Source organism: Acinetobacter sp. NBRC 110496 (genome assembly GCF_000876115.1).
In the GTDB taxonomy this organism is placed as follows: Bacteria; Pseudomonadota; Gammaproteobacteria; order Pseudomonadales; family Moraxellaceae; genus Acinetobacter.
On sequence record NZ_BBTF01000005.1, the window covers coordinates 145,823 to 167,943 of the forward strand.

A 22,121-nucleotide genomic window follows, 5' to 3' on the forward strand; every position below is an offset into this window, starting at 1 on the left:
ACTGAAAAACAAACCTCTTTCAGCAGCACCATTTCAAGCTGATATAACGTGTTGGAGCAATCATGGCAAGCAATACAGGCACTCTTGAGAATGCATTTCCGCAAGAGCAATTTCCCCCCAATGATCAACCGCAGAAATTCGTGTTACGTGTTGTCGGCGCAGTTGCTTTTGCCCATCTGTTAAATGATTCAATTCAAGCCGTAGTCACTGCAAGTTATCCGATGTTAAAAGCCGAATTTTCCTTAAGTTTTGCTCAAATCGGCTGGATTGCCTTGGTCTATCAAATTACCGCATCCTTATTACAACCTTGGATTGGGCTATATACCGATAAACATCCAAAACCCTATTTATTGCCGATGGGTATGGCAGCGACACTGATTGGCATTGGCTTGATGGCAATTGCAGCAAGCTTCCACAGCTTATTATTTGCTGCTGCACTAATTGGGGTCGGTTCATCGACTTTTCATCCTGAAGCCTCTCGCATCGCCCGTACTGCGTCAGGCGGACGTTTTGGTACAGCACAATCGATGTTTCAGGTTGGAGGTAATACAGGTTCTGCGATTGGGCCATTAATGGCTGCGGCTGTGATTATTCCGAATGGACAAGGGGCAATTGGCCTCTTTGTTTTGGTTGCTGCTTTGGCCATATTTGTTTTATTACGTGTCACCAAATGGGTGGTCAAGCAAGCACCTGTACAGCGTGCTGCCAGTCAAGGTGCCATCTCCACCTTAAACCTAAAACAAGTGATTCAGGCTATGGCGGTGATATGTGTGTTGATGTTTGCCAAATTTATCTATATCGCGGCCATTACCAATTATTTTACTTTCTATCTGATTGAACGTTTTAATGTTTCTATTCAAACTTCTCAGCTATATCTATTTATATTTTTAGGTGCAGTAGCACTGGGTACTTTTGCGGGCGGCCCTGTGGGCGATCGGATTGGCCGTAAAGCTGTGATTTGGGTCTCCTTCTTGGGGATTGCACCATTTGCCTTAATGCTACCTTATGTTGGCTTAACTGGCACGGCAATTCTGGTCATTATTATTGGTTTAATCATGTCCTCTGCTTTCTCTGCCTTGGTGGTTTATGCTCAAGAAGCCGTGCCTGGTCGCGTCGGTATGGTTGCTGGCTTGATGTTTGGACTGATGTTCGGGATCGGTGGGATTGGTGCAGCAGGACTGGGGCATTTAGCCGATACCCATGGTATTGTTTGGGTCTATAAACTCTGCTCCTTCCTGCCTTTATTAGGTTTTATGACTGCGTTCTTGCCGAATACCAAAAAATAATCCATCTCTCAACAACTGCAGCATACCAACGGGCTTGATGCAGTTGTTTTGATAGATCAACATGATCTTGTTTGCCTGCACGTTTAAGTGCTAGAATTTTAGCCATCGTTGGAACTTGCTAGATTCCTTCGTTTTCATTGTTACGATAAAAACCGCGAAAAATTGATGCTGATGTTTTTTCATTCGTGAAAAATATCACATCAACACATATCCCAATCATTAAGATTCGGTCAGCGTTCATCAGGGCTTGAGTTGTTATCAGGCATCGTTAACAGGTTCTCACAGTATTTCTGTGCCTGCTTTTTCGATAGGACGCTTTATGAATCGCTCTCTATTTATTATTTTTTCAACCATTGCTTTAGATGCGATTGGCATTGGGCTGATTTTTCCAATCTTACCCGCCTTACTTCAAGATATTACACATAGTCATCAGACTGCATTATACATTGGTCTGCTCGGCAGTCTCTATGCCGCCATGCAATTCCTCTTTTCACCTGTACTCGGTGCATTAAGTGACCGATTTGGACGGCGACCGATTCTGCTGCTGTCATTGGCAGGTTCAACCATCAACTACACTTTCTTGACCTTTGCACATAGTCTGGTGCTGCTAGTGATCGGTCGAATCATTGCAGGCATGAGCAGTGCCAATATGTCGGTTGCTTCCGCCTATCTCGTCGATATGACCAAACCAGATCAACGTGCCAAATACTTTGGCCTCATGAGCGCGATGTTTGGTGCAGGTTTTATTATTGGACCAATCCTTGGAGGTTGGCTGGGTGACTACTGGCTCAGACTGCCCTTTTTTATTGCAGCCATTCTTTCAGGTCTCAACTTTTTACTGGCCTATTGGGCATTGCCTGAGTCAAAAACAACAGAACTCTCAAATAACACTGTTTCGAGCCTGAATCCATTTAAAGCCTTTACTTCGCTTCGGGCGATCCCGAATATACGTCCCTTAATTGCCACCTTTTTTATCTTGAGTGGCACAGGTGAAGCTTATGCGGTGTGCTGGGCGTTGTGGGGACATGCTACCTTTCAATGGAACGGTTTTTGGGTAGGTCTATCTTTAGCTGCTTTTGGTTTATCTCAAATGCTGGTTCAAGCCTTTATTCCTCAGCATGCCTCCAGACGATTTGGAGACCGAAACACCGTCCTTATCGGAATAAGTTGCTCTTGTATTGCATTATCCATCATGGCTTTTGCTCAACAAGGCTGGATCATTTTTGCCATCATGCCGCTTTTCGCCTTAGGCAGTATCGGTAGCCCCTCATTGCAAGCCTTGGCTTCGCAAAAAGTTTTACCAGAACAACAAGGTCAATTTCAAGGCATTATTGCCTCTACCATCAGCTTGGCCTCCATGTTTGCTCCTCTACTATTTTCCACCCTGTATTTTCAATTTCAATCTGAATGGCCGGGTGCAATCTGGCTGAGTGTGGTCATGATTTATCTGCTTGCACTGCCCATTGTGATTCGTAGCCTCAAACCAAATATGCAACCTTCAAAATGACAAAAACGTAATTTTCCTGTTGTTCAGAAGTACTGATGCAGCTTGGATAATAAACCATGAAAGCTGAGAGCGCTGATTGCGCCCTCAGTCCCACATCATGTTTTAAAAGAGGATAAAAAATGAGTTTTGTGCAAAACAGTAAAACCATGTTGCGCAACCTGATCATCGGTACAACCCTAACGATTGCAACATCAACCGCTTTTGCCCATGTCAGCTTGATCAGTGCTACACCCGCAGCAAATACCATAGTTTCAAGCCAACCTAAAAATTTAAGCCTTAATTTTGATGATGAGGTGATGTTAATGAAAATTCAAGTTTTAGATGAACAACGCCGAGAGCTTCCATTGAATTACAAGGTCAGCCATGACCTGAAAAAAACCTTTGATATTGCCATCCCTACACTGAAAAAAGGTAAATACACCGTACTTTGGAGCACCATGGGCAAAGATGGACACAACATGAACGGTGAATATAGTTTCACTTTGAAATGAGCCAAATCAAACTCGAAATAGATGAGCAACTTGCCAATCTCATCCCTTGACCAGTTGCTCGGTGTCAGGAATAAAAATAATGTCTGGATATTGGATATTCGCCGCTTGGATAACAAAAATCAGTCTATATCTAAGTACTGCTTTTGTCATTGGAGGTGCATTCAGCTACTTCCTCCTCGGACACTATGCTGAAATCAAAAAAGGGATGGTCAATTACATCAGCATTGGAGCCATTCTTGGTTTTATGTCTAGTACGCTAAGTTTCTTGCTTTTAGTTGGAAGCTTTGCCAATACAGGCCTGCTCGGCATGTTTGACTGGAACTATATCAACATTCTGATCAACACTGCGACCGGACATGCCCATCTGCTTCGTATGATCAGCTTTGCGTTACTTCTAGCGTTGCTGATTTTTAAACTCAAAATGCACAGAACAGAAATTACTCTTTTTGAAAAATGCATTTGGCCAATCCCAATATTGCTGATCGCCTATAGTTTTTCTCAACTCGGCCATGTCACCCATCTCCCCACTTTCGCCCAGCTGTTATTGACGATCCATGTGCTTTTAATGTCTGTTTGGATGGGGTCGCTCTATCCGCTTTGGAAAACCAGCCGTATTATCAGTGGACTACCGTTAAAACAATCTATGCATTTATTTGGACAGATTGCCGCATTTATCGTCGGCATTCTGATTGCATGTGGCATCACCCTTGCACTACTCTTGTTTAAAGATTTTGATGTGCTCAGCGCCACACCTTATGGACAAGATTTTATCATTAAGCTTGTCTTGGTTATCGGCATTTTACTGTTGGCCGCTTTTAACAAATGGTACTTTAGCCCACGTTTACAACAGGCTAAATTTGCCAAACAACTCGGCTATGCCATTTTGTTTGAAATGTCACTCGGTTTCATGATTTTAATGACCACTGCCTATATTACGACTGTTGTCGGAATTGAATAAAATCACAAGGAACTGCTATTCGATGTGAATCATGACCATTTGAATAAAGCCCTGATTCACTCGAGTGCATTAAAAAGATGTTAAAACCGCAGCAGTGTTCAGTCTGACCAAGTCTTTTTAGAATAAAGATAAGATTAATAAATATACAGGCTTGCTATATGAGATCACCTTGATTTGACTGATTTGCTCTAACTGGATTTACGCTGACAGCCTTGTTACGCCAATAACTGAGGTCGTGTCATAGTCAACCACTTGTTTTATTCATTCCAAGGGCCCGATTTTCTGATCACTGTCTGTACTTTGTAAGCTAAGTAAACCCCCAGCAATAAAAAGCGAAGCAAGATTTAATCTCGCCTCGCCTTTGTCTTCAGTACTACTGATTATTCAATAATTAGATCTTTAGCAGGAATACCATCGCCATAGACCGGCTTTAAGGTTTTTTCATAAGCCTGATGAATCACGCCTTCTTTGGCTAATTTTTGCAAATCTTGATTTAACCAGTCCAATAATTCTTTATTCCCTTTTTGTACTGCAGGTGCAATTAAATCCTGCTCACCCAGCTTGGTAATCCCCACGGTATAATTTGGATTTTCTTTTGCCCAAGCCAAGACTAGAAGATTGTCATGGGCTAAGGCCACGCCTCGACCATCTTTTAAAGCATCAAAGGTTTCGGTATTTTGTTCATATTTTTGCAATTTGATCTCAGGATGTTGCTTACTAAAGAACGAATCTGCTGTGGTTCCTTTATTCACAAGCAAGGTTTGGCCTTTTAACTGCGCAATATCAGTAATTGGTTTGTTCTTAGGAGAGACCACACCTAAAGCGACTTTTAGATAGGGTTTCGCAAAATCCACCACTTGCTCACGTTCAGGCGTCACGGTGAAATTGGCAAAAATAATATCCACTTTATTGGCTTTCAGATATTCAACACGGTTGGCCGCTTCCGTCAGTACAAACTGAACCTTGTTTTCATCGCCCAATAGATCTTTGGCCACATGTTTGGCAATTTCAACATCAAAGCCCTGATTTTTACCTTGTGCATCCAGATAACCAAACGGCGGCTTATCACTAAACACCCCGATACGAACCACACCATTTTTCTTGATCTGCTCTATGCTGGAGACCTTAGCCGACGTATCAGCTGGCTTTTCCGTGGACTGTGGATTTTTATTACATGCCGTCAACCCCAAACTGAATACAGAAGCCAGTAGTAGTTTTTGCAGATTTGAGAATGTTATTGTTTGCATAGTTTCACCTTTTTTAGCGTTTTGAAAATCTGTTATTGCTTAGCGGAATCAACATCTAAAAAGATATTGGCATTTACTTTTTCACCGTAAATCGGTTTCAAGGTTTGGTCATAAATTTTCTGAACTTCGCCCGTTGTCCTTAACTGCTTGATTTCATCATTGAGCCAGTGCAGTAATTGGCTATTGCCTTTTTTCACACCTGCTGCGATAAAATCTTCGTTGCCAATCTGTGGAATACCCACCACATAATTAGGATTCTTAGCAGCCCAGGCCAAGGCATAAGTGCTGTCTTGAGAAATAGCATCACCACGTCCATCAGTGAGTGCATTAAAAGCATCGGTATTTTGTTCAAATTTCAACAATTTGACTTTAGGGTAGTTTTTACTGAAATAGCTGTCTGAACTTGAGCCCTTATTTACAATTAAGGTTTTACCCTCAAGCGCTTTTACATCCGTAATGGCTTTATTTTTGGGGGAAACAATCCCTAAGGATGCTTTTAAATAAGGCTGGGAAAAATCAATCACCTGTTGCCGTTCTGGTGTTACGGAGAAACTGGCAAAAACTACATCGACTTTATTTGACTTTAAAAACTCGACACGGTTAGCTGCTTCAGTTACCACAAACTGGATTTTATGTTCATCCCCGAGTAAATCTTGAGTTACTCGCTTGGCCAATGCCACATCAAAACCCTGATTTTTGCCTGCACTATCAACATAACCAAACGGTGGATTGTCCGCAAAGACCCCAACCCGTAACACATCATTTTTTTTGATTTGTTCCAGTGAAGTGTCTTGCGCCGAAATTTTCGGTTCTAATGATGTCGGTTGATTGCACCCAGTCAATAAACCACCCACCATGAAACACAGCATACCCAAACTGAATATCTTTGTTTTCAATGAATTTCGGTCTGCCACGGCGACAATATTCAATTTCATAACATCCTCTTATTGCTTTTAATAATTCAAAATATTGAGAAAGGTTCTGGCGCGTTCCGTCTGCGGATGCTGAAAAAATGCTTCTGGCGAGCTTTGTTCAATGATCTTGCCCTTATCCATAAAAATAATGCGATCCGCCACTTTGCGGGCAAAACCCATTTCATGGGTCACAATCAACATGGTCATGCCTTCCTGCGCCAGTTTCAGCACCACATCTAGGACTTCCCGCACCATTTCAGGGTCAAGCGCTGCGGTAATTTCATCCAGTAAAATCACTTTCGGTTGCATCACTAAGGCACGAACAATGGCAATTCGCTGCTTCTGTCCACCTGATAAATTGGCGGGATAATCGTATTTACGATCGAGCAAACCTACGCGCTGCAACAATTGATCGGCCAATTGCTCCACTTCCGCACGTAGTCGTTTTTGTGCTTTTAGAGGACCCAGCAAAATGTTATCGATCACATTCATATGTTTGAATAATTCATAGTTCTGGAACACCATCCCAATCTGCTGGCGCACACTATCCCATGGCAAATCCTGCCCCAATACACCCACATCTTGAAGGTGAATTTCACCGTCTTGAATCGGTTCCAGTCCATTGATACAGCGTAATAAGGTGCTTTTGCCACAACCGGATGGTCCCAAAATCACCACCACTTCACCTTGTTGTACGTCCAGATCAATGCCATGCAAAATATGACTTTGTTTATAAAACTTGTGTAAATGCTGTATCGATAACAAAGTCATGCGTTCTCCCACACTTTTTCTAAATGCGCTGCTAAAAGCGATAATGGATAACAAATCAGGAAATAAAGAATAAAGATGAAACCGTAAATCCACAGCGATGCGCTGGGCACGGTCAATAATGAGTTTTCAATAATCTGCTGTCCGACTTTCAGGACTTCCACCATCCCGATCAATACAGCTAATGAACTGGTTTTGATCATACGGGTAAACAGATTTAATGCCCCTGGGGTGACCCGTTTTAGACTTTGAGGGAAAATCACGTAGGCTAAAGCCTGTAGATGATTGAGTCCTACGGCATAGGCAGAATCTCGTTGATGCTGATCAATCGAGGTGATCGAAGCACGTACCAGATCGCCCATTTCTGCAGTTCCCCATAAGGTAAATACAAAAATACAGACCCAGAATGATGATAACTGCCAGTTAAACCATGTTGCTAAGCCAAAATAGAACACAAACAAAAGAACAAGAATGGGGACAATCCGAATGGTTTCCAGATAGAAACGGCACAGAATTTTGACCAGCATATTTTTTGAGGTCATGATCACCCCAAATACTGTCCCGAAAATCGCAGATAAAAACACGGATAGAAAGGCAATTTCGATGGTTTGCAACAAGCCATACAGTAAACGCTCGACATGACTCGGCTGAAATAAATACTCAAGTCCCATGGCTCACCTTCCGACTGCGGTATTCCAAATAACTTGTTAGTGCCGAAACAGGTAACAAAATGATCAGATAAGCCATGATTAATAGAAATAGCGCCTCTGTAGTTTTGTAATCCATCCCGATCAGATCTTTGGTCACAAACAGAAGTTCCACCACGGCAATGGCACTCAAAACCGAGCTTTCCTTGATCAGGAATAAGCAGTTCGCACCAATCGCCGGAATAGACAATGACAATGCTTGCGGAAACACCACATACTGAAAGACTTGCACGGCGTTTAAGCCTACGCTTCGGGCAGAATCAATCTGTCCTTGCGCAACTGACTGTAAGCCTGCACGAAAGGCTTCTGCCATATAGCTGCCACCTAGAAAAGTCAGACCAATCACACCACAAGTAAAACCATCCAGTTTGATCCCGATCTTAGGCAAACCGTAATAAAGAAAAAACAGCTGAATGAGCAAGGGTGTATTGCGGGAAACCTCGATATAAACTTTGACAATTTTATTCAATACCCGAACCTGATAGGTGCTAATCACACTACAGATCAGCCCAAGTAAAATAGATAACACGATACCAATACAGGAGATTTTTAAGGTCATGAGGGTGGCCGCATAGAACTGCGGCAGCACACTCTGTATATACTGCCAATCCAAAGAAAACATCCGAATGAAAAATTGATTCTTTTGATAAATACGTTGTTGTTACTTATCTTTGGATGAGTCTATGCTGATTGAAATTTCACATGAAATATTATTATTTGCTAAGCTTTGCAGAAATTATAATGATTCGATATTGATCTAATTCAAATGCTTAAATGCTTAAATGCTTAAATGCTTTCGTGAAACAAGATACATGTGCATGGCTATTTACAACGCAAAGAACGCGTCTATGTTATTAAAATGATATCAGCTAAAAATTATTAAAAATTTGAAATAGCACGGGAAAACTGTACTACGCTATAAATATCGAAAAACAAACCTTAACCTAATCAATAGATACCTAAATAAATGATTAAAATAAGATAAAATTACCAAATGATATAAATAAAATACTCCCTACATAGAAAAAATATAAACACATTCAATAAAAACAAACCCCAAAACTTCCGACATATTTTGAGAGAATTATTAAAAAAACCTAACGTTCAAGCAAGCTCATGTATTTCATATAAAATTAACCGTTTGTTATATTAAAACATATGATTATTAATAATAATTATATTTGGATTTAATAAATTTTAAATATTCTATCTAGACTATTAAATACCCAAGTTGATAAAAGGTCCGCTCATGTTAGTAGAAGAAAATCTAGCAACTAAAGACATACTTTCAAGTTATCAATCACCTTTCACCTACGATTTTAAATTTTCAACACTCAAAGAGAATTTGCGGCAAAATGGCTTTATTCAATATAAAGCGTCGGACATCGATATTGAGTCAAAAATAACCATTGCAAGAGAATTCAAAGCTTTAGAACAAGATCCCTTTTCAGCAGCTGAGAATCATCGCTTTATCCGCTATGGCAATGCCTTAATCCTCCCTTGGGAAAAACAGATCAGACCAATTTGGTTACCCACAACATTGTCTGAAGATGGTCAGGAACTCTCAGGATATGATCAGGGAAATAATACATCTGGACAAGATTCGATTCGCTATTTCAATGCACTGAGCCAAAATGTAAAGCTGTCCCACTATCTAAATCAACTAATTACTGAGGACTATGCGCTTACGTTCGGTTTAAAAGAATATTATCTGCCGATCTATGTCGGCATACATTTCGTTAAATTGACTTCAGATGTACAGTACTTAGGGATCAATATGCCTGATAGTTTCCATCAGGATGGTAAGCCATTTACCTTTGCCCATCTGTTCTACCGAAGCAGCAACATTACTGGCGGAGAAAATTACATTGCCAGCCCAAGCGAAAAGAACAAACGCTTAGAAGATGTAAGTGCTGAGAATATTTATACCCATTTCACTTTAAAGAATATTTTAGACAGTTTTGCGATGCATCACTCCTCTGTATGCCATTACGTGTCACCGATTCAAAAGATTCCCAACAACCAACTTAACTACCTCGGTGAAAGATGGGTCATCTTGATTGATTTCTCATTAACCAAGCAAAAGATATGATCGATATCCGGCCACCTCTGTCTGCTACCTTATGACTATCCTGCTTAAGTTAGGAGCCAGAGGCTTTTAAAACAATAGACAGAGCACATCATAAAAAATGTAAATTGAACCTTTAAACTCTATTTTACATCCACCCTGTTAAGACGAGTTAAGGGTTGATTGTCTTGTAAGTAGTTAAAGATCAAATTGAATTTTGAGAGACTTAAGACAATAAATCATCCAGAGCATTCAGAGAGTTATTTCATTGAATTGCTCACATAATGTCTTCGTTAATCTCATTTTCAAACTAGGCGATCCTGAATCAATCCTTTACAATGGCCCCAGCTTTTTATATTCAGCGCATCCTATCTTGAATAACACCTCTCCCCAATTAAAACGTGGGCTTAAAAATCGTCATATCCACCTAATCGCGATGGGTGGTGCTGTGGGTACTGGACTGTTTTTAGGTTCTGCTCAAGTAATCCAATCGGCTGGCCCTTCGATTATCTTAGGCTATGCCATTGTCGGTTTAATTGCATTTTTAATTATGCGTCAAATGGGTGAAATGATCGTAGAAGAACCTGTCGCTGGTTCTTTCAGTTATTTCTCACAAAAATATTGGGGAAGGTTTGCAGGATTTTTATCGGGCTGGAACTACTGGGTGGTTTATATTTTAGTGGCAATGACTGAGCTGACAGCAATTGCCAAATACATCCATTATTGGTGGCCACACATTCCTGCTTGGATTTCGACCTTATTTTTCTTCATCATCGTCACCTGCCTAAACCTCGGCAATGTGAAATTTTATGGTGAATCCGAATTCTGGTTAGCTATTATTAAAGTCGTTGCAGTGATTTCAATGATTTTGTTCGGTTTGTACCTACTACTGACTGCCGGTGCAGATTCCACTGCAACTTTCACCAACTTATGGCAGCACGGCGGATTCTTTCCACATGGCTTTTCTGGTCTGTTTTATATGCTGGCGTTCTTGATGTTTGCCTTTGGCGGCATTGAACTGATTGGTATGACCGCAGCTGAAGCAGAAAACCCAGAAAAAAGTATTCCGCAAGCGATTAATCAGGTGATTTTCCGAATTCTGCTGTTCTATGTAGCTTCCCTTGCTATCATCATGTCATTGATTCCATGGAATCAACTGGATTTAGGTGGCTTGGATAAAAGTCCTTTCGTGATGATCTTCAGTCAATTGGGCATTGATTGGGCCGCACATTTACTGAATTTTATTATTTTAACCGCTGCACTCTCGGTGTATAACAGTGGTATGTATGCCAATAGCCGTATGCTGTTTGGACTTGCTGTACAGGGTAATGCACCTAAGATTTTTGCCAGAGTCAGCAAGCAAGGCGTGCCAATGCCAGCGGTAATTTTTTCTTCTGTGCTTATTTTTGGCTGTGTATTGCTGAACTATTTTGTTCCAGAACAGGCATTAAGTCACCTGATGTACATGGCCGTTGCAGCCTTGGTCTTAAACTGGGCCATTATTAGCTTTACCCACTTAAAATTTAAACGTGCAGTTCGACTAGAAGGTACGGCCGTTAAATTTCCAGCATTGTTCTCGCCGTTTAGTAACTATCTGGTTCTCGCCTTTATTGTCATGATTTTATACATCATGTGGACACAAGGCTTTAAAGAATCCGTCATTTTAATTCCAGTCTGGATCATGTTTATGTTTGGATTATTTAAAGTCTTGAAATGGAATAAATCACTTTAAGGATAATCAATCATTCGCATCTACAGCACTTAACAGTAAAAGCTGTAGATGCCTTCCCCCATCTCAATCATAAATTCCGACATAATAGGCCTGATTTGTTATCAGCTTACTCAATTTGCTACTATAGGCATATCTCTGTTATTACTTGATTCCATGTCTGATCTGCAACTCTCTCTAAGCGATTACTTATCGACGATACAGGAAGTCATACGCGTGGCTTTTGATGAGCCAGTCTGGGTCAAAGCAGAAATTCGAAATTTAAATATCAAAGCTGGTCATTATTACCTTGAGCTCGCTGAAAAAGAACAAGACACAGACAAGGTCATCGCAAGCTGTAAAGCCACGATTTGGAAATTTACTGCAGCTAAAATGGTGCTCAAATTTGAGCGTGAAAGTGGCATAGAACTCTCAAAAGACTTAAATGTGTTAATAAAAATCAAAGCTCGCTTTGATCCGCAATACGGTTTCTCAGTCAATATCGAAGACATCGACTCAAGCTTTACCTTGGGCGATATTGCGAAACGCTACCAGCAGATTCTTGCCCGATTAAGCAGTGAAGGTTTGCTTCATTTGAATAAAGCACTTCCGACACCTTTTGATCTTGAAAATGTACTGGTCATTGCACCAGAAAATGCAGCAGGATTGGGCGATTTCAAAAAAGATGCCGATGCTTTAGATCAAGCTGGTGTATGCCATTTTGTTTACCATAACGCGACTTTTCAGGGCAATACGGCCGCACACAGTATTATGGAGTCATTAAGCTCAGGACTACGTCAATGGGCAAAAACATTTAGCTTACCTCCTGATCTTATTGTGATTATTCGCGGAGGTGGTGCTGTGAATGATCTGGCTTACTTAAATGACTACGATCTTGCTGCCCTACTGTGTAAACGTAAAGTGCCGATTTGGGTGGGAATCGGCCATGAAAAAGATCGTACCATTTTAGATGAAATTGCACATCGTTCCTTCGATACCCCCAGTAAGGTCATCGCAGGTATTCGCAATCTGATCAGTGAGCGCTCACAAGATGTCATCGATCATCTACAGACCATTAAATTACTCTCACAACATCAGATAACCGCCTATCAAAGTCAAAATGATCAGCTCATGAATGTCATCAAGACACTGGCTCAGAATCAAATCATGACCAGCCATATGCAGCTTGATGTGGTTAAATCAACCCTACAATATTTTGCCCGTCAAAAACTAAAGCTGGCTTCGACGCAAATTGAAGCGTTAATGCGGGAAACCCTATTACAAAATCCGAAGAATGTTTTGGCCAAAGGCTATGGCATTATTCGTAGTGAAAACAAAGCGATTCGCTCGGTCGATCAAGTGACATCGACTGTCTCCATCGAAATGCAAGATGGCTACATCCATGCCAATGTCAGTGAGGTAATTCATCATGAGTAAAAAAGAGTTAAGCTTTCAAGAAGGTTACCAGCTGTTAAAAAAGAATGCCGAGCTGTTAGAAGCACAGGACGAGCCTGATATTGATAATCTCATGAAGATTGTTGAAGAGTCGATGGCAGCTTACAAAGCCTGCAAAACAAGAGTCGATGCCGTACAACAAGCGTTGAATGAGACGTTTAAAGAAAACTAGTGCCCTGTTCTGCTCTAAGCGTATCCTCTAAAGCATTGCTTCATTTTTTGTACTTATACAATTCTGCTAGCTTCATGATCAATTGGTCGATATTTACGGCGCCGTAGGATAGATACTCGGTTTCAGGAATATTTTTTTTTGATGTAATTCAATCGACTGATATATTCGTCAGCCCGATCATCCATAAACAAATAGAAGTGATACCCTTCCAATAAACCATGTTCATTTTTTTCTATGATCTTTGACTTTTCAAAATCAACAAACAACTCATCCGTCATACAACTTTTCTATCTATCATTGAATAAATTTAGCTTAGAAAACAGATTATTTCATAGGGTTATGACGAACTTATGAATTCGTTTGCGCAATTTCTTTGTATATGACGTTCTATCAACAACCCGTGGGTCGAGTCATTAACTCTCAACCTCTTTGCTGAGATCAGCTTCTTGGCTATGACTCTCTTCATCTTTAGCTAGAAAACAGACTCCAGCAAAAATCAGAATGGCACCTGCAACTTTGGTGAATGTAAGTGGCTCATTGAATAACCAGATAGACAAAAACATCACACTAATTAATTCTAAATGTGATGCAGCAAAAGCTGGACCAATGGGGGCATGTTTAAGTAAATTCATCCAGATAAAGAAAGCCCCCAGATATCCAATGAACGCACCATAAATCCAAGGATGACTAAATACACGAACCAACCATGCCCAATCAAAAGTTAAAGGCATCGCATGAACAGACGCAAATTTAAAACTGATCTGCGCTAAAGTATCAAACAGCATCAGTACCAGAAAGCCAATAATATAAAACTTTTTCATGCACCAACCCCAACAATGGTGACACCTAATGCAATCAACACCACACCAATTAATCGATTTCGGGTCAGTTTTTCTTTAAAGAATAATCGCCCAGCAAGCATAATTACCACAATATTAATGCAGCCCAGCATAACGCCGATGGAGAGTGGAACCAATGAAAGAAAAGCCAGCCAAACCACAAATTCAAAGATATAACAAAAAATACCGAGCCATAACCACGGACGTTTGAACATGAACCACCAATGATCAAGCCCTTGATTGGTTTTGCTTTCATGAGCAGCGGCCTTAAACGCCAACTGCCCAACCGTATCAATTAAAATAGTTAACATCCATACGCCAAATACAATTGCATTCATACAAGCAGCCCCACCTTAATCGGGGGGGTAGTGAATTCTTGTGAGGTTGAATGCGATTTAGGTGCACTATTGTGCCGACGCTGGTATTGTTGAATGAAATGCAGAGACTCTTCAATCACTTGCTTGCGATCATTATCAATCGTAATCATGTGATAACTATTATATAGCCAGACTAAACGTTTAGGTCCCTTGACTTTGTCATAAACCAATTGGCTATTGTTACGATGAGAAATATCATCATCATAGGCATGTAATAAAAGACACGGGGCAGTAATATTTGTCAAGTTTTTACGGACATTGCGCGACAAACGTTGTAGCTGAAACAGCGAATGCCAAGGATTTCCAGGTAAGCCAGCCTCTCCGCTTTCCCCACTATTCATTGCCTGAACAATACGAGAACGCAAGACCTTATTTTTAATGCCATATGGTTCAGCTTCATCAAAGGTATTGTTACGACAAATATTGAGATAATGCACACTCGGCAATACAATCGGCGCCAACAATTTTGACCATAATGGAATACTCCAGCCATCGTATTGAAACGTAGGACTATAACCAATGACGCCTGCGACAGGATAGACCGAGGCGTATTTTAGTGCCAATAACGCTCCCATCGATAACCCTGCAACAAAAATTTCATCGGTATGCTGTTTTAACTTTTCTGCCGCTGCAGTTACACTCGCAAACCAATCCTCCCAACGACTATTCACCAGATCTTGCACATCACCACAATGCCCAGCCAATTGAACACCAGATACACTATAACCCGCTTGATGAAATGTTCGTGCAATCCCTCTCATCTCATTCGGCGTTCCAGTCAATCCATGAATCAGTAAAATGCCCGTGCGGTTGCCTGAGAGAAAAAATGAATGATCTTTTATCATGTTATCACCATAACAGAGTTATCCTGCCCTAAATCACTATTCAGCAGTTTAGCCAAAGGATGATAAATTTCTTCGAAATTCTCAAAAGTCGTATGAGAAATATGATGATCTTTACAGTGCTGTATCAATGATTTTTTTGCAAAAACATAATCCGCCTGAGCGGCAAGACAGAAATCTGAACGACCATCACCAATTAAGATGATATGCTGCTTCGGATACTGTTGTGCAACACTACACTTACAAGTGCCACTTTGGCTGATACAACTCAACTTCTCATTGGGAAACTCGAGCTGCCAGCTTCGCTCATCTAACTGAGCCAAATGATTGGCAATGATGGGTAAATGGTATAAACGATAGCGTTTTAAAATATGACGAATAACCAGATCAAGCCCATCACTCACGATTGTTAAAGGAATTTTATATTGTGCTGTAATCTTGACTAATTCCAGAAATCCTAAATCAATTTCAATATGATCTAGGCATTCATATAACTCATCAATGGAAACATCCAGCAAGGCAATTTGTTTTTGCATACAAACTTTAGAACCAATTTTTCCAGCAACCCATTCATCCTCAATATCTTGCCAGCCCGGTCTAGCAAATGTCTCTAACAAGTGATCAGTCGTATCTTTTAAACTAATTGTTCCATCAAAGTCACATAAAATATGGCAGGGTACAGTGTGGTCTGTATCGTAATGCTGGTTGACCATGAACATAAGATGCCTCATATGGATAATTTAAAAATCTTTTTATAAAAATTACATGCTAACTTTAGGCCCGAAATCTTAAAATTTCTTTAATTATAAATATTCTCAATTTATACCAAAACTGTGTGAATAAAATGTTATATTATTCTAGCACTTCATCGAATTGCTCTAAATAACAAGTTATTCTAAGACCCCAAAGCCATACTGAAATGAAAAATAAACTAATGACAATCAATAGATTAAATCAAACAAATATCTGCAATTCAAGCATTGTTTTTATCGGGAAGCATGTTTACCAGCTTAAAACCCATAAAACTTCACAAAAAAATACAAAATAAAGCTTGTTTTAATTTTTCATTAAGATTTATGTAAGAATCAACTTTTATATTAAAAAAATATTTCATAGATCACGATGTCATGCATCAATATACAAAGACTGAATATGCTTAAACCATTGAAAAAAATGACCATAGCAATAGTAACTAGCAATATCTGCTTTTACTATCCAGCTTATGCGAAAGACACTGAGTTACCAGATTTAACCATGGGTTTTAACTATTCGGTAAACTTCCAAGCGTATAAAGGTCACAGAACCTATCAGAGTGTACTGCCTGTTTTTTTCTATGATAATGATCAATTTTATATTGAAGGCGACGATGCAGGCGTCTATTTGTTTAAGGATGATCACAACCAATTACGCCTCAATGTTCACTATGACAGTAATTCCTACGACCCAAGTGGTGAACTTCATTCACTGGATAAACGCAAATGGTCAGTTATGGCGGGTGGAAGCTACATGCGGATTACCCCCTATGGTGGATTTAAGGCACGCTTGGCTACAGATGCTTTATCGCGCAGTAAAGGAACCCTGTTTCGAGGTTCCTATCTGGCCGAATTTGATCAAGGCAATTGGTCCTTCTATCCTGAATTGGGCTTTCAATGGAATAACGCGCAATACAATCAGTACTACTACGGTGTAAGTGAAACTGAGTCCAAACGTAGTGGTATTTCAGCCTATCAACCTGGCCAAAGTGTATTTCCCTTTGTCAGTTTTGCCGCTAACTATGAAATGTCTAAACACTGGAATGCTTTCAGCTCAGTGGAATTCAACTATCTCTCAAATGAACAATTTAAAAGCCCGATGATTAAACGACGGACAGATATCACCCCTGCCTTCGGGATCACCTATAACTTTTAAATCTATCACCCCATTCACTCAGCCTCTGTATTTAAACCATACATACTGAAAACACCAACCACAAAGGAAACAAGTATGAACAATAATCATAAATTCACGCATGAACCTGCTTCTGCAAAGAATTTCGATGACAGCGTTCCACTGAATGAGGCACAGCTTTTAGCAGATGAAGCAAAGTATTGTTCACATGGTGATACCGTACATTATGTTAACCCACCTAAAATCTTTACCGATTGTCAGGGTAGTTATATCTTCGATGATCAAAACGTTCCCTATTTAGATTTACAAATGTGGTATTCAGCAGTCAATTTTGGCTATAAAAATCCACGTTTAGATCAAGCATTAATCAATCAAATTCATAAACTGCCTCAAATTGCCAGCCAATACTTGCATCCAACCAAAATTGAACTGAGTAAGGTCATTGCTGAAGACATGTTCAAGAAGACCGGTGTAGAAGGCCGAGTTCATTACAATGTCGGTGGCTCGCAGGCAATTGAAGATTCACTAAAACTTGTTCGAAACTTTTGCAAAGGTAAAAGCCGAATGTTTGCTTTCGAGGGAGGCTATCATGGTCGTACCTTAGGTGCATCGTCGATTACCTCAAGTTATCGTTATCGCCGTCGTTATGGTCATTTTGGTGAAAGAGCGCAATTCATCCCATTCCCATATCCTTTCCGTCGCCCGAAAGGCATGACACCAGAAGAATATGCAGATAAGTTAGTTGCTGAGTTCGCACGTCTTTTTGAAAATGAATACCACGGAGTATGGGATCCAAAAGTTCGTGAAAGTGAATTCGCCGCGTTCTATATCGAAACGATTCAGGGTACGGGTGGTTATGTAATTCCACCGAAAAATTTCTATAAAGGCTTAAAGAAAGTCCTTGATGATCACGGTATTTTGCTGGTTGTAGACGAAATCCAAATGGGCTTCTACCGTACTGGTAAATTATGGTCATTTGAACATTTTGATATTACGCCTGACGTCGTTGCATTTGGTAAAGCACTGACCAATGGATTAAACCCGCTTGCAGGGATTTGGGCCAAGGAAGAAATGATTAACCCAGACGTATTCCCTGTTGGCTCAACACATTCAACCTTCGCATCTAACCCACTTGGTACTGCGGTTGGCCTAGAAGTGATGAATATGTTGGCTGAAAAGGATTATGAAAAGCAGATCATGGAAAGTGGTGCCTATTTCCTAGAAGGACTCAAAGACCTGCAATCACGTCACCCTGAAATTGGTGATGTAGACGGACTTGGTCTCGCGCTACGTGCTGAAATTTGCCAAGCTGATGGCTTTACGCCAAATAAGGAATTATTGGACAAGATGGTCGATATCGGACTTTCTGGTACGCTTGAATATCAGGGACAACAATGTGGTCTCGTTCTGGATGTGGGCGGTTATTACAAGAATGTGATCACATTCGCACCGTCACTCGAAATCTCACGTGCTGAAATTGAGCAAGCCATGGTCTTGCTTGAACAACTCTTGGTTCGTGCAAAACGGGAATTATAAAATCAACTTATGGACAAAAACCTGAATCAGTTAGAACCTCAGGCCGTGGTGGATGCTTTTTTACAGCATCCACCCATCAGTTTTCAGGTTCATTCTCCTCAGCACTTTCTACCGTACTTTTATACCGACTTTGACTTATTGACGACGCTAGATACCGATGTTCATAAAAAAGTTAAAGCATTACCTGGTTATAAACTATGGGGCAAACTTCTGCATCTGAAGACCTGTTTTATCGGCACAACCGTGACTGAATACAGCCCACTGCCGAATCAGCTCTCTGTAGAACCCATCACAAGTTTTCTTAAAAACAATGACCAAAAAATCAAATTAGGAATCATTAAAGACCTGCCTTTAAGCTCACCTTTATTGAGCGAGGCTGAAAATACTTATAGCCACCACTTTATTCAAGACGCTGAACAGCGAGGATTTCTCTCTGTTGAAGGACAAGCTTTGGCCTATGTATCAATCGACTTTAGCAGCCGTGAAGATTATCTTTCCAGACTTTCTCGCAGCCGCCGTAAAAATTTAAAGAGAAAATTAAAAAGCTTGGATGAACTCAATGTCGAACAATTGTCCACGGGCGATATACAGTTCAATGATAATGAGTTTAGAGCACAGCTCTACCAACTTTATCTCGCGGTTTATCATCAAAGTGAAATACATTTTGACTTACTCAGCGCCGAATTCTTTGATCAGATTTTGCAAGACCAGAACAGCGGCGGCAAAGTGTTTTTGTATTGGGCTGACACACAGCTTGTTGGTTACAATCTGTGTTATGAATACCAAGGCAATCTGGTGGATAAATATATTGGCCTAAATTATCCCTTGGCCACAAATTACAATTTATATTTCATCAGCTGGTTTGTGAATTTAGATTATGCACTGAAGCATGATTTAAAGTTCTACATTGCTGGCTGGACAGACCCCGAAGTGAAAGCTCAGTTAGGTGCTCAATTTACCTTTACCCGACATTTGGTATGGGTGCACTCCCCAATCTTACGGTTTATTCTAAAAAAATTGCGGCCCATTTTTGAAGCAGATCATCACTGGCACAGCAAACAGGAACAATAATTATGACGCTGACGGATAACAGAAGACCGATTGTATTAAATTTCGATGACTCCGCTGGTGAATTTGAAGGTGCATTACGTCTAGACCTCAGTACGTGGCAGGAAATGATTCGATTTGGCTGTAAATGGAATCAATTTCAAGCCTTAGGCAACTATCTCAACCAGCACCTTCCTGCACAATTTGGGTGTCTACTGATGGGAAGTGGCGATTATCATCACATCACTCAACTGTTACTTGCAAGACAAGTCACAACCAGACCCATTCATCTCATTGTCTGTGATAATCACCCAGATAACATGCGCTATCCGTTTGGTATTCATTGTGGTTCATGGGTGTACTGGACAAGCCAATTGCCCCATATTGCACGTATCGATGTTATTGGAATTCATTCGAATGACATTGGCTGGCAACATGCTTGGGAGAACCATTGGTCTCCGTTACGCAAAGGTAAATTGCATTATTGGAGCTTACAAAAAAATGCTTCATGGACACGCTTTATCGGTGCTAAAGGTGTTTGGCATAATTTCAACCATCCAGATGACCTGCTCGCTAGTTTCTTAGCCGAAATAAGCCATCAGGATAGCCCGATTTATTTATCCATTGATAAAGACGTACTCTCCAGTGAAGTGGTCATGACCAACTGGGATCAAGGTCTGTTTCTCGAACAACATTTACAAAGTTTGATTCAGGCATGTCAGGGTCGACTAATCGCTGCAGATATTACCGGTGATATCTCGGCCTATCATTATAAAAATTATTTTAAGCGCTTCTTGGCCGCCTCAGATGGACAACAAGAGCCCTCCGTGACTGAGATTGAGAATTGGCAATTACAGCAAAAAGCGCTCAACCTACGTTTAGTCCATGAGATCAATACGGCATGGATGAATTAACCCAATATTTTTTTATCGTTATCGTTTAATTCATCTCATCAAAATGTCATTCGGTAAATCTTTATGCCATTGTTGTTGCGTCGCTGCAAACTGATAGCCATATTCATATAGCTTCCTCATATAAACGGTATCAAACTGTTTTAAATGTTCTCCTTTAAAATCCTCATCAATATAAGCAAGATTAAAATCAACCTGATCTTGCTTTGCAATTTGATAAAGATGCAATACATCACTTATGCCTTGATTTTGTATCAATGCCCGAATAGCCCGTCCACCAATACTTAAAGTTTTCCTCTTGGTCTGATTCCAACTCGGCCGAAAACGGCCATTGCGGATGACATACAAATGCACTTCGCGATTGATGGATTGACCCATAATTTGCTCTAATCGTTTCTTTAGTGAAGCGGGATATAAAAAGACCTGATTGACCACCCCACCATCGACATGCATTTCCTGATATTTTTTCCCATCTACTTCAACATCAATCATCACGGGTGAAACCACTCCAGGAATACTGGTAGATGCAATAATAATTTTACGAAATAATTCTAGTGCATTCGGTGCATTGCTCGATGCAATTTCTCCCATATTCCAAATCGATTGACGTCCGGCATCGATATCGGTTGTTCCAATTTGTAAGATCCGACCTTTGGCATGCTCTTGTGCAATCAAAGCTAAAACTTCAGGTGTTATGTATTTTTCAACAATCTGGGTAAGTGGCTCGCTACTGGCCATACCATCTTTGACTAAACCCATGACAATATTACGATATCGAAATATCGTATTCGGTCCAGCGGAGGTCGCGACTGTACTCAAAATATCATCATATTCTGGGCCTAAAAAAGCAAATGGCGCAATCAATGCACCCGCACTTACCCCTGTAACAACCTTAAAGTCATGCCGTTTACCACTTGCCGTCAGTCCACATAATACACCTGCGGCAAAAGCCCCATTTTCACCTCCGCCCGAGATTGCCAAGGCATATAATGGAGGTAATTTTTCAGATGCATGCCTGAGCGATTCCAACTCGCGCTGACTATTTCGAAGTATCGCTTCAATAAAAGGTGTCAGATCATGGTCAAACCAAACGCGTGCATTGGGAATACCTGAAATAATTGCTTTTTCTGTCATCCGTTCTGGAACAGCTTCAAGGCGTGAGTGCCAGTTAAACGCCTGAATAATCCGATGAAATAAATTCATAATCCACCACCTAAAATCATTAATAGGATTTTTACTGCCAGACTTTAACTATAAGACCTTGCATTGATTTTTATCGTATAGAAATTTTCTCAAATCCATTTTAATAAAAAAGAGATAAGAAGAATTCATCCTCTTATCTCTTTAGCCTAGCTCATCTTGTCTAGAAACATCATTTTTTCAACATAGATTACTTATATT

At 40.4% G+C, this 22,121-nt stretch carries 22 protein-coding genes; 12 read left to right on the plus strand and 10 right to left on the minus strand.

Annotated features, from left to right (window positions below; genetic code table 11):
• The first annotated feature begins 62 nt into the window (after positions 1-62).
• From Aba26S_RS04705 to Aba26S_RS04720, 4 genes are all read left to right on the plus strand, one after another.
• On the plus strand, positions 63-1,286 hold the full coding sequence (locus tag Aba26S_RS04705) for an MFS transporter (protein ID WP_043970307.1): 1,224 nt from the start codon (positions 63-65) through the stop codon (positions 1,284-1,286).
• Between the two features lie 319 nt (positions 1,287-1,605).
• On the plus strand, positions 1,606-2,793 hold the full coding sequence (locus tag Aba26S_RS04710; RefSeq protein ID WP_043970309.1) for a TCR/Tet family MFS transporter: 1,188 nt from the start codon (positions 1,606-1,608) through the stop codon (positions 2,791-2,793).
• Between the two features lie 119 nt (positions 2,794-2,912).
• Positions 2,913-3,284, plus strand: a complete 372-nt coding sequence (locus Aba26S_RS04715; RefSeq protein ID WP_043970311.1) for a copper resistance CopC family protein — start codon at positions 2,913-2,915, stop codon at positions 3,282-3,284.
• A gap of 79 nt (positions 3,285-3,363) precedes the next feature.
• Entirely contained in the window at positions 3,364-4,242 is an 879-nt protein-coding gene (locus tag Aba26S_RS04720) for a CopD family protein (protein WP_280638687.1), read from the plus strand.
• Between the two features lie 380 nt (positions 4,243-4,622).
• Here the strand turns inward: Aba26S_RS04720 and Aba26S_RS04725 are convergent, their stop codons facing one another.
• Genes Aba26S_RS04725 through Aba26S_RS04745 form a run of 5 tightly spaced genes read right to left on the minus strand, consistent with a single transcriptional unit; the run spans position 4,623 to position 8,491 of the window.
• Positions 4,623-5,489 (minus strand): cysteine ABC transporter substrate-binding protein, encoded by an 867-nt coding sequence (locus Aba26S_RS04725; RefSeq protein ID WP_043970313.1) that lies wholly within the window; start codon positions 5,487-5,489, stop codon positions 4,623-4,625.
• A 32-nt stretch (positions 5,490-5,521) separates the two neighbouring features.
• Positions 5,522-6,403, minus strand: coding sequence for a transporter substrate-binding domain-containing protein (locus tag Aba26S_RS04730; protein ID WP_171248918.1), 882 nt, complete (start codon positions 6,401-6,403; stop codon positions 5,522-5,524).
• Between the two features lie 39 nt (positions 6,404-6,442).
• Positions 6,443-7,174, minus strand: coding sequence for an amino acid ABC transporter ATP-binding protein (locus tag Aba26S_RS04735; protein ID WP_043970316.1), 732 nt, complete (start codon positions 7,172-7,174; stop codon positions 6,443-6,445).
• The gene (locus Aba26S_RS04740; RefSeq protein WP_043970318.1) at positions 7,171-7,842 is read right to left on the minus strand and encodes an amino acid ABC transporter permease; all 672 of its coding nucleotides are present in this window, start codon (positions 7,840-7,842) and stop codon (positions 7,171-7,173) included. Before Aba26S_RS04740 ends, Aba26S_RS04735 begins: the two co-directional genes overlap by 4 nt.
• A complete protein-coding gene (locus Aba26S_RS04745) occupies positions 7,832-8,491 on the minus strand; it encodes an amino acid ABC transporter permease (RefSeq protein ID WP_043970353.1) in 660 nt (219 codons plus the stop codon). The genes Aba26S_RS04740 and Aba26S_RS04745 overlap by 11 nt, the downstream gene beginning before the upstream one ends.
• Before the next feature lie 636 nt (positions 8,492-9,127).
• Here Aba26S_RS04745 and Aba26S_RS04750 point away from each other — a divergent pair.
• From Aba26S_RS04750 to xseB, 4 genes are all read left to right on the plus strand, one after another.
• Positions 9,128-9,970 carry a 2OG-Fe dioxygenase family protein gene (locus tag Aba26S_RS04750; protein WP_043970320.1) on the plus strand — a complete coding sequence of 281 codons (843 nt, stop codon included), beginning with the start codon at positions 9,128-9,130 and terminating at the stop codon, positions 9,968-9,970.
• A 349-nt stretch (positions 9,971-10,319) separates the two neighbouring features.
• On the plus strand, positions 10,320-11,678 hold the full coding sequence (locus Aba26S_RS04755) for an amino acid permease (RefSeq protein ID WP_081408432.1): 1,359 nt from the start codon (positions 10,320-10,322) through the stop codon (positions 11,676-11,678).
• A gap of 153 nt (positions 11,679-11,831) precedes the next feature.
• The gene (gene xseA / locus Aba26S_RS04760; protein WP_043970322.1) at positions 11,832-13,091 is read left to right on the plus strand and encodes an exodeoxyribonuclease VII large subunit; all 1,260 of its coding nucleotides are present in this window, start codon (positions 11,832-11,834) and stop codon (positions 13,089-13,091) included.
• Positions 13,084-13,281 (plus strand): exodeoxyribonuclease VII small subunit, encoded by a 198-nt coding sequence (gene xseB, locus Aba26S_RS04765; protein ID WP_005271643.1) that lies wholly within the window; start codon positions 13,084-13,086, stop codon positions 13,279-13,281. The genes xseA and xseB overlap by 8 nt, the downstream gene beginning before the upstream one ends.
• Before the next feature lie 413 nt (positions 13,282-13,694).
• Here xseB and Aba26S_RS04770 read toward each other — a convergent pair whose 3' ends face one another.
• From Aba26S_RS04770 to Aba26S_RS04785, 4 genes are read right to left on the minus strand one after another with little or no spacing between them, the layout of a single operon-like run.
• Entirely contained in the window at positions 13,695-14,102 is a 408-nt protein-coding gene (locus Aba26S_RS04770; RefSeq protein WP_043970325.1) for a multidrug efflux SMR transporter, read from the minus strand.
• Complete coding sequence (locus Aba26S_RS04775; protein ID WP_043970328.1) at positions 14,099-14,458, minus strand: EamA family transporter; 360 nt, start codon at positions 14,456-14,458, stop codon at positions 14,099-14,101. The genes Aba26S_RS04770 and Aba26S_RS04775 overlap by 4 nt, the downstream gene beginning before the upstream one ends.
• Complete coding sequence (locus tag Aba26S_RS04780) at positions 14,455-15,342, minus strand: carboxylesterase (RefSeq protein WP_043970330.1); 888 nt, start codon at positions 15,340-15,342, stop codon at positions 14,455-14,457. The genes Aba26S_RS04775 and Aba26S_RS04780 overlap by 4 nt, the downstream gene beginning before the upstream one ends.
• Positions 15,339-16,058, minus strand: a complete 720-nt coding sequence (locus Aba26S_RS04785; protein ID WP_043970332.1) for an MtnX-like HAD-IB family phosphatase — start codon at positions 16,056-16,058, stop codon at positions 15,339-15,341. Before Aba26S_RS04785 ends, Aba26S_RS04780 begins: the two co-directional genes overlap by 4 nt.
• A gap of 433 nt (positions 16,059-16,491) precedes the next feature.
• Between Aba26S_RS04785 and Aba26S_RS04790 the strand changes: the two genes are divergently transcribed.
• From Aba26S_RS04790 to Aba26S_RS04805, 4 genes are all read left to right on the plus strand, one after another.
• Entirely contained in the window at positions 16,492-17,247 is a 756-nt protein-coding gene (locus tag Aba26S_RS04790; RefSeq protein WP_043970334.1) for a MipA/OmpV family protein, read from the plus strand.
• 75 nt (positions 17,248-17,322) lie between these two features.
• Positions 17,323-18,762, plus strand: coding sequence for an aspartate aminotransferase family protein (locus Aba26S_RS04795; protein ID WP_081408431.1), 1,440 nt, complete (start codon positions 17,323-17,325; stop codon positions 18,760-18,762).
• Between the two features lie 9 nt (positions 18,763-18,771).
• A complete protein-coding gene (locus tag Aba26S_RS04800) occupies positions 18,772-19,833 on the plus strand; it encodes a GNAT family N-acetyltransferase (RefSeq protein WP_043970337.1) in 1,062 nt (353 codons plus the stop codon).
• Positions 19,834-19,835: 2 nt separating this feature from the next.
• Positions 19,836-20,723, plus strand: coding sequence for a hypothetical protein (locus tag Aba26S_RS04805; RefSeq protein WP_043970339.1), 888 nt, complete (start codon positions 19,836-19,838; stop codon positions 20,721-20,723).
• Positions 20,724-20,753: 30 nt separating this feature from the next.
• Here the strand turns inward: Aba26S_RS04805 and Aba26S_RS04810 are convergent, their stop codons facing one another.
• Positions 20,754-21,923, minus strand: a complete 1,170-nt coding sequence (locus tag Aba26S_RS04810) for a patatin-like phospholipase family protein (protein ID WP_043970341.1) — start codon at positions 21,921-21,923, stop codon at positions 20,754-20,756.
• Positions 21,924-22,121: the final 198 nt, after the last annotated feature.